Origin of the sequence: Pseudomonas sp. R62 (assembly GCF_000257605.1) — a bacterium.
In the GTDB taxonomy this organism is placed as follows: Bacteria; Pseudomonadota; Gammaproteobacteria; order Pseudomonadales; family Pseudomonadaceae; genus Aquipseudomonas; species Aquipseudomonas atacamensis.
Window position 1 is genome coordinate 1,441,031 of sequence record NZ_JH635999.1, and the last position, 4,616, is coordinate 1,445,646.

6 protein-coding genes and 1 pseudogene are annotated in these 4,616 nt (G+C 56.8%); 3 read left to right on the plus strand and 4 right to left on the minus strand.

From position 1 onward, the window contains the following. The 3 genes and pseudogenes from OQK_RS31730 to OQK_RS24620 all read right to left on the minus strand — a co-directional run. Positions 1-260: pseudogene (locus OQK_RS31730) on the minus strand (potassium transporter TrkH); the annotation flags it as partial. A 277-nt stretch (positions 261-537) separates the two neighbouring features. Beyond that, a complete protein-coding gene (locus tag OQK_RS24615; protein WP_016774767.1) occupies positions 538-828 on the minus strand; it encodes a hypothetical protein in 291 nt (96 codons plus the stop codon). Beyond that, positions 825-1,643: an NAD(P)H-dependent oxidoreductase gene (locus tag OQK_RS24620; protein ID WP_016774768.1), complete on the minus strand. Its 819-nt coding sequence runs from the start codon at positions 1,641-1,643 to the stop codon at positions 825-827. Before OQK_RS24620 ends, OQK_RS24615 begins: the two co-directional genes overlap by 4 nt. An 89-nt stretch (positions 1,644-1,732) precedes the next feature. Here OQK_RS24620 and OQK_RS24625 point away from each other — a divergent pair, with 89 nt between their 5' ends. Further along, the gene (locus OQK_RS24625) at positions 1,733-2,692 is read left to right on the plus strand and encodes a LysR family transcriptional regulator (RefSeq protein ID WP_050977893.1); all 960 of its coding nucleotides are present in this window, start codon (positions 1,733-1,735) and stop codon (positions 2,690-2,692) included. A 169-nt stretch (positions 2,693-2,861) separates the two neighbouring features. Here the strand turns inward: OQK_RS24625 and OQK_RS24630 are convergent, their stop codons facing one another. After that, entirely contained in the window at positions 2,862-3,173 is a 312-nt protein-coding gene (locus OQK_RS24630) for a hypothetical protein (protein ID WP_016774770.1), read from the minus strand. Positions 3,174-3,527: 354 nt separating this feature from the next. On the opposite strand from OQK_RS24630, the gene folE reads away from it, so the two are divergent. Together folE and OQK_RS24640 are read left to right on the plus strand one after the other, a co-directional pair. Next, positions 3,528-4,085 (plus strand): GTP cyclohydrolase I FolE, encoded by a 558-nt coding sequence (folE, locus tag OQK_RS24635; protein WP_016774771.1) that lies wholly within the window; start codon positions 3,528-3,530, stop codon positions 4,083-4,085. A 45-nt stretch (positions 4,086-4,130) separates the two neighbouring features. Continuing rightward, positions 4,131-4,616, plus strand: a 486-nt coding sequence (locus OQK_RS24640) for a DUF3833 domain-containing protein (RefSeq protein WP_016774772.1), incomplete at its 3' end; no start/stop codon positions are given.

The following is a 4,616-nucleotide window of genomic DNA, read 5'->3' on the forward strand; positions in this document are numbered from 1 at the left end:
AAGGCGCACACAACAACCCAGCTAGCGGTAGTCAGCAGGTACATGTCCCTGGGCCGAAGATTGCCAGTCTCCGGACGCCCTCGCACGATCAACAGCAGACCACAGATGAAGGTAATCAGACTCGACCAGAGAAAGGCCGACAGATCGTCGCTATGCTCATAGACCACCAGCGTCATCATGGGTATAGCCATGCTTACCGCCAGGGTGATCAGAAAAATACCCAAGATGAAGCCGATAAGCCGAATTGCTGCGAGGGACATCACGATACCGTTCCAAATTAGCGCCGCGCAGTATCGGATGCCCTCAATAAAGACTGCGTAAATTCTCCGTAAAATTTTGACCTGCAATCAGGCAGGCTGCGGGAGTCAAAGCGTGGCTATGAGTCAATTACAGGCCTTCGCAACAGGCCGGAAACGGCAGAAGCCGCCAGTCCCAGCCCTCTTCGCATCAGACGAGTCCCGGCCTGACGCTGCATGCTGCGCGTAAAATCTGGCTGCAGCATGCAGCGCCGTGCAAACGGGAGTTGATCTGCGCTGATCAGGAGGAAGCGAGTCTCTCGTAATCAGAGAAGGGCTTGAGCGCGCAGTACTGCACGTGTAGCAGATTCCCTTTGACGTAAGGCAACGCCTCGATGTAATCACGCGCCTCTTCGAAGGTGGCGGACTCCAGTTCAAACGCGGCACCGGGACCAGCGGCCAGCCCATGAACTGCGCGCACGATACCGTCAGCGAAGCCTTGCCAAACGTGCACTACTTCCGGTTTCGCCAGCCGCTTGAAGTCTTCTGCCGCTCCATCAGCACGGCGAGTCAGAATCACGAAGGTTTTCATGTCACCTCCTCCGTTTTCAGCTGCTTGCGCTGGATTGTTTCACCATAAGCGACGTGCGCCATTATGCCGCTCTGGCCCACGGCCACATTCGGTTTAAGCTCATTGCGGGGAGTGTAGTCCCCACCGTTTTGGGGCCGGAAGGGTATTGGCGCATCTGTGAACAAATCCTCGAGTCGGGTGCGCCAAGCCTCTTTGGCTGCGACGGCATCTGCGGCGGTCAAGTTGCCAGTGCCATATATGGCGAACGTCGGCAGCACATCGAACCCAGGAAAGTAGAGCGCGCCATGCGTGATCGGAAACAGCAATTGCTCGAGTGGTCCGTTGATGCCGCGCGGCGAGTAGTCATCTGCGGGGCCGCCGACAGCGACTGACAACATGGCCCGCTTGCCTTTGAAAGCGCCGTCACCATAGCGGTAGGCGTTGCCAGCGTCCTTGTAGCCGTGGGCGAGTCCGGCTGCCCAGACGCGATCTATCCATCCCTTCATGATGGCCGGCATGCCGTACCACCAGAGCGGAAACTGGAAGATGACAACGTCTGCCGCTAGAACCTTGTCTTGCTCCGCCGCCACGTCAGAGCTTTGGCTGCGATGACGATAGGCGTGGGCGGACTCTGCTCCGAACGACAGCCGCTGAGGGTTGGCCCGCTGAGGAAAGTCGTGCTCGTCAAATATCGCTTTCCAGCCCATGGTGTATAGATCGGATTGCAGGACATCGTGTCCTTGCGCAGTCAAGCATTCAACAGACACATCCACCAGTTGCCGCGTTAGCGACGAAGGCTCGGGATGGGCATAGATGATCAGTACTTTTTTCGACATGAAGGACGGCTCCGCTGTGATTTCGAAGGAGTGTCGCGGGGCTCGGGCCATCTGTGAAATCGCAAAATTTTGCTGCTAACATAAGATCGATGGATACCAGACGCCTTGATCTAAATCTGCTTGTGACGTTGGAGGCCCTTCTCATTGAGCAGAACGTGACCCGGGCTGCCGCCCGTCTGCATTTGAGCCAGCCAGCAGTCAGCGCTCAGTTGAGCCGTCTGCGCGACGTCTTCAACGACCCTCTTCTGATCCCCGCGCAGCGTGGAATGACGCCCACCGTCAAAGCCTTGGAGCTGCTCGTGCCGCTTCGCCAGGCACTTGACCAGGTAAGGGCGACCGTCACTACTCACCTGAATTTCGAGCCCGCGACGGCGAGCCTGACGGTATCAATCGCCTGCACGGATTACGTGCAGGCGGTTTTGATCAAACATCTCGTTGTCGCCATGCGACGCGAAGCGCCGGGTGTCCGCATCGCACTGCGCGTCCTGGACGTACCACAGCTGGAGCTGCAGATGACCCGCGGCGAGGTGGATCTGGCCGTGATAAACATGAACGGGGTTCCGCCCGCACTGCACTCGCAACACCTCTATGATGAGAGTTACGTGCTGATCGGGCGTCGTGGGCATCCAAGCCTGCGCGCGGGCCTGACCGTGGATGAGTTCGCGCAGCTGGAACATGTCGTGGTGTCACTGCGCGGCGGAGGCTTCTCTACCTCGGTGGATCACGCCTTGGTAGCGCACGGGCTGCGGCGTAACGTCGTTCATTCAGCGTCGTCATTCCTTCCAGTACCGGAGTTGGTCGCGCAGTCGGATTGTGTGGCCCTGGTTCCAAGTCGTCTTGTAGACGGTCGCAGCGAGCAACTGCTGTGCGTAGCCCCTCCCTTGCCGGTGGAAGGTTTTGCGATTGGCTTGTTCTGGCATGAGCGGTCGGATGGGCACGCCGGCTTCAAATGGGTACGTGAGTTCATCACTCGCGTGGCCGATTCTCGTGCATCCGATTATGGCAACCCAAGAACTCTGACAACCTTAAAACCCGTCCAGACAAGCTAGCGTGTCGAGTACTCGATAGGTCAAAGGCTCGCTGGTTGGCTCGCTCTTGCAAGCTCGCTGAGGCAATAAATCTACATCCATCTACGTATGGCCGATTATGGTTTTATCGGCATACCTGAATGACTGTTTTTGGCCGGAAGCTGCCTCCCAGGCAGCGAACCGTGAATGGTCACTCGTCATACAAGGTCCAGCCATGGCAAATGCCGGCAAAGTCTTTTGCCGTAAAAAATAATGTCAGTTCCTTTGGGTCAAATTCTTTGTAGAGCCAATGCCCAGGAATGGGGCCTCTCGTTATCACGTATTCCAAGCGGTATTTTTGAACAGGTCCAAAACCGAAGGAGCGTGAATTCAACTCAAACCGGTCACCTCTGTTGAGCGCCCATAGCTTTTCAACAAGGCAGTCATCAAACACCACCTCTCCCGCTACCTCAACGAGATACTTTGAATGAAGTTTCTGTTGAAGCCTAACGCTTCTGGCCATGCGTCAACCTACCTATGAACAGTCCGAGCATCGACGCAATAATACTTGAACATGATGATGACCGCTTTGGGTTGGAAAAAAGTGCGTTGGGCGTACGCTCTGACCGATAGCTGCCATCCGCCACCGGCAGCTATCAGCTGAAACGCCCGTACATCTGGCCCAAGCAAGCCACTCACCAAACCTGGCCCCAGGTTTGTCCTGTCTAAACTCCCAAACCCGCACAAAAAAACCACCGATGCGTTGTCAGTTGATCCTTTTCAGCCTATCTTCAATAAAACCTATACAGCCAACCTGTATGCGTACAACCTTTTCGCCCGACAGTGTCCCTAACCCGCACCGCCACGAGTAACCCGAATGAGCCCACTACTAGCCAGCCATTACCGTGAAATCCTCGTTGGCGTCGGTGAAAACCCGGAACGCGAGGGTTTGCTGGACACGCCCCAGCGCGCCGCCAAGGCGATGCAATACCTGTGCAACGGATATGCGATGAGCCTGGAAGACGTCACCAACGGTGCGCTGTTCGAGTCGCAGAGCGATGAGATGGTGATCGTCAGCGACATCGAGCTCTATTCGCTGTGTGAACACCATATGCTGCCGTTTATCGGCAAGGCGCATGTGGCGTATATCCCCACTGGCCGGGTGCTGGGGCTTTCGAAGGTGGCGCGGGTGGTCGACATGTTCGCGCGGCGCCTGCAGATCCAGGAAAACCTCACTCGGCAGATTGCTCAGGCGATCCAGCAGATCACCGATGCCGCCGGCGTCGCGGTGGTCATTGAAGCCAGGCACATGTGCATGATGATGCGCGGCGTCGAGAAGCAGAATTCGATCATGACCTCCTCGGTCATGCTCGGTGCCTTTCGCGACAGCTCGACGACGCGGCAGGAATTTCTCCAGCTCATCGGCCGGCGCTAGGCCTATACACAGCCTGTTAACTGTACAAGCACAAGGAGTAGGAAGATGACCCGATTTCTGCTGCTGTTAGGACTGGCGCTCAGCATTGCAAGCTGCGGCAGTGTCGATGTTGCTCGTTATGCGGATCAGCAACCGGCATTGAGTCTGGAGCAGTTCTTCAGCCAGCCCGTCAAAGCCTGGGGGATGTTTCAGAAACGCAACGGCGAAGTGGTCAAGCGTTTCGAGGTTGATATCGCCAGCCGTCGTGAAGGTGAAAACCTGATCCTCGACGAGCGCTTCCGTTACAGCGACGGCACCCGTGAACGCCGAGTCTGGACCCTCACTCCCGGGGGCAATGGTCAGTGGAGCGGTCGCGCGCATGATGTGGTCGGAGTTGCTCAGGGCCAGATCGCAGGCAACACCTTCCACTGGCGTTATCGCCTGAACCTGCCAGTTGATGATTCGACCTACGAGATGAGCATGGACGACTGGATGTACCTGGTCGACGAAGACACGTTGATCAACCGCACCCGTATGTCCAAGTGGGGTTTC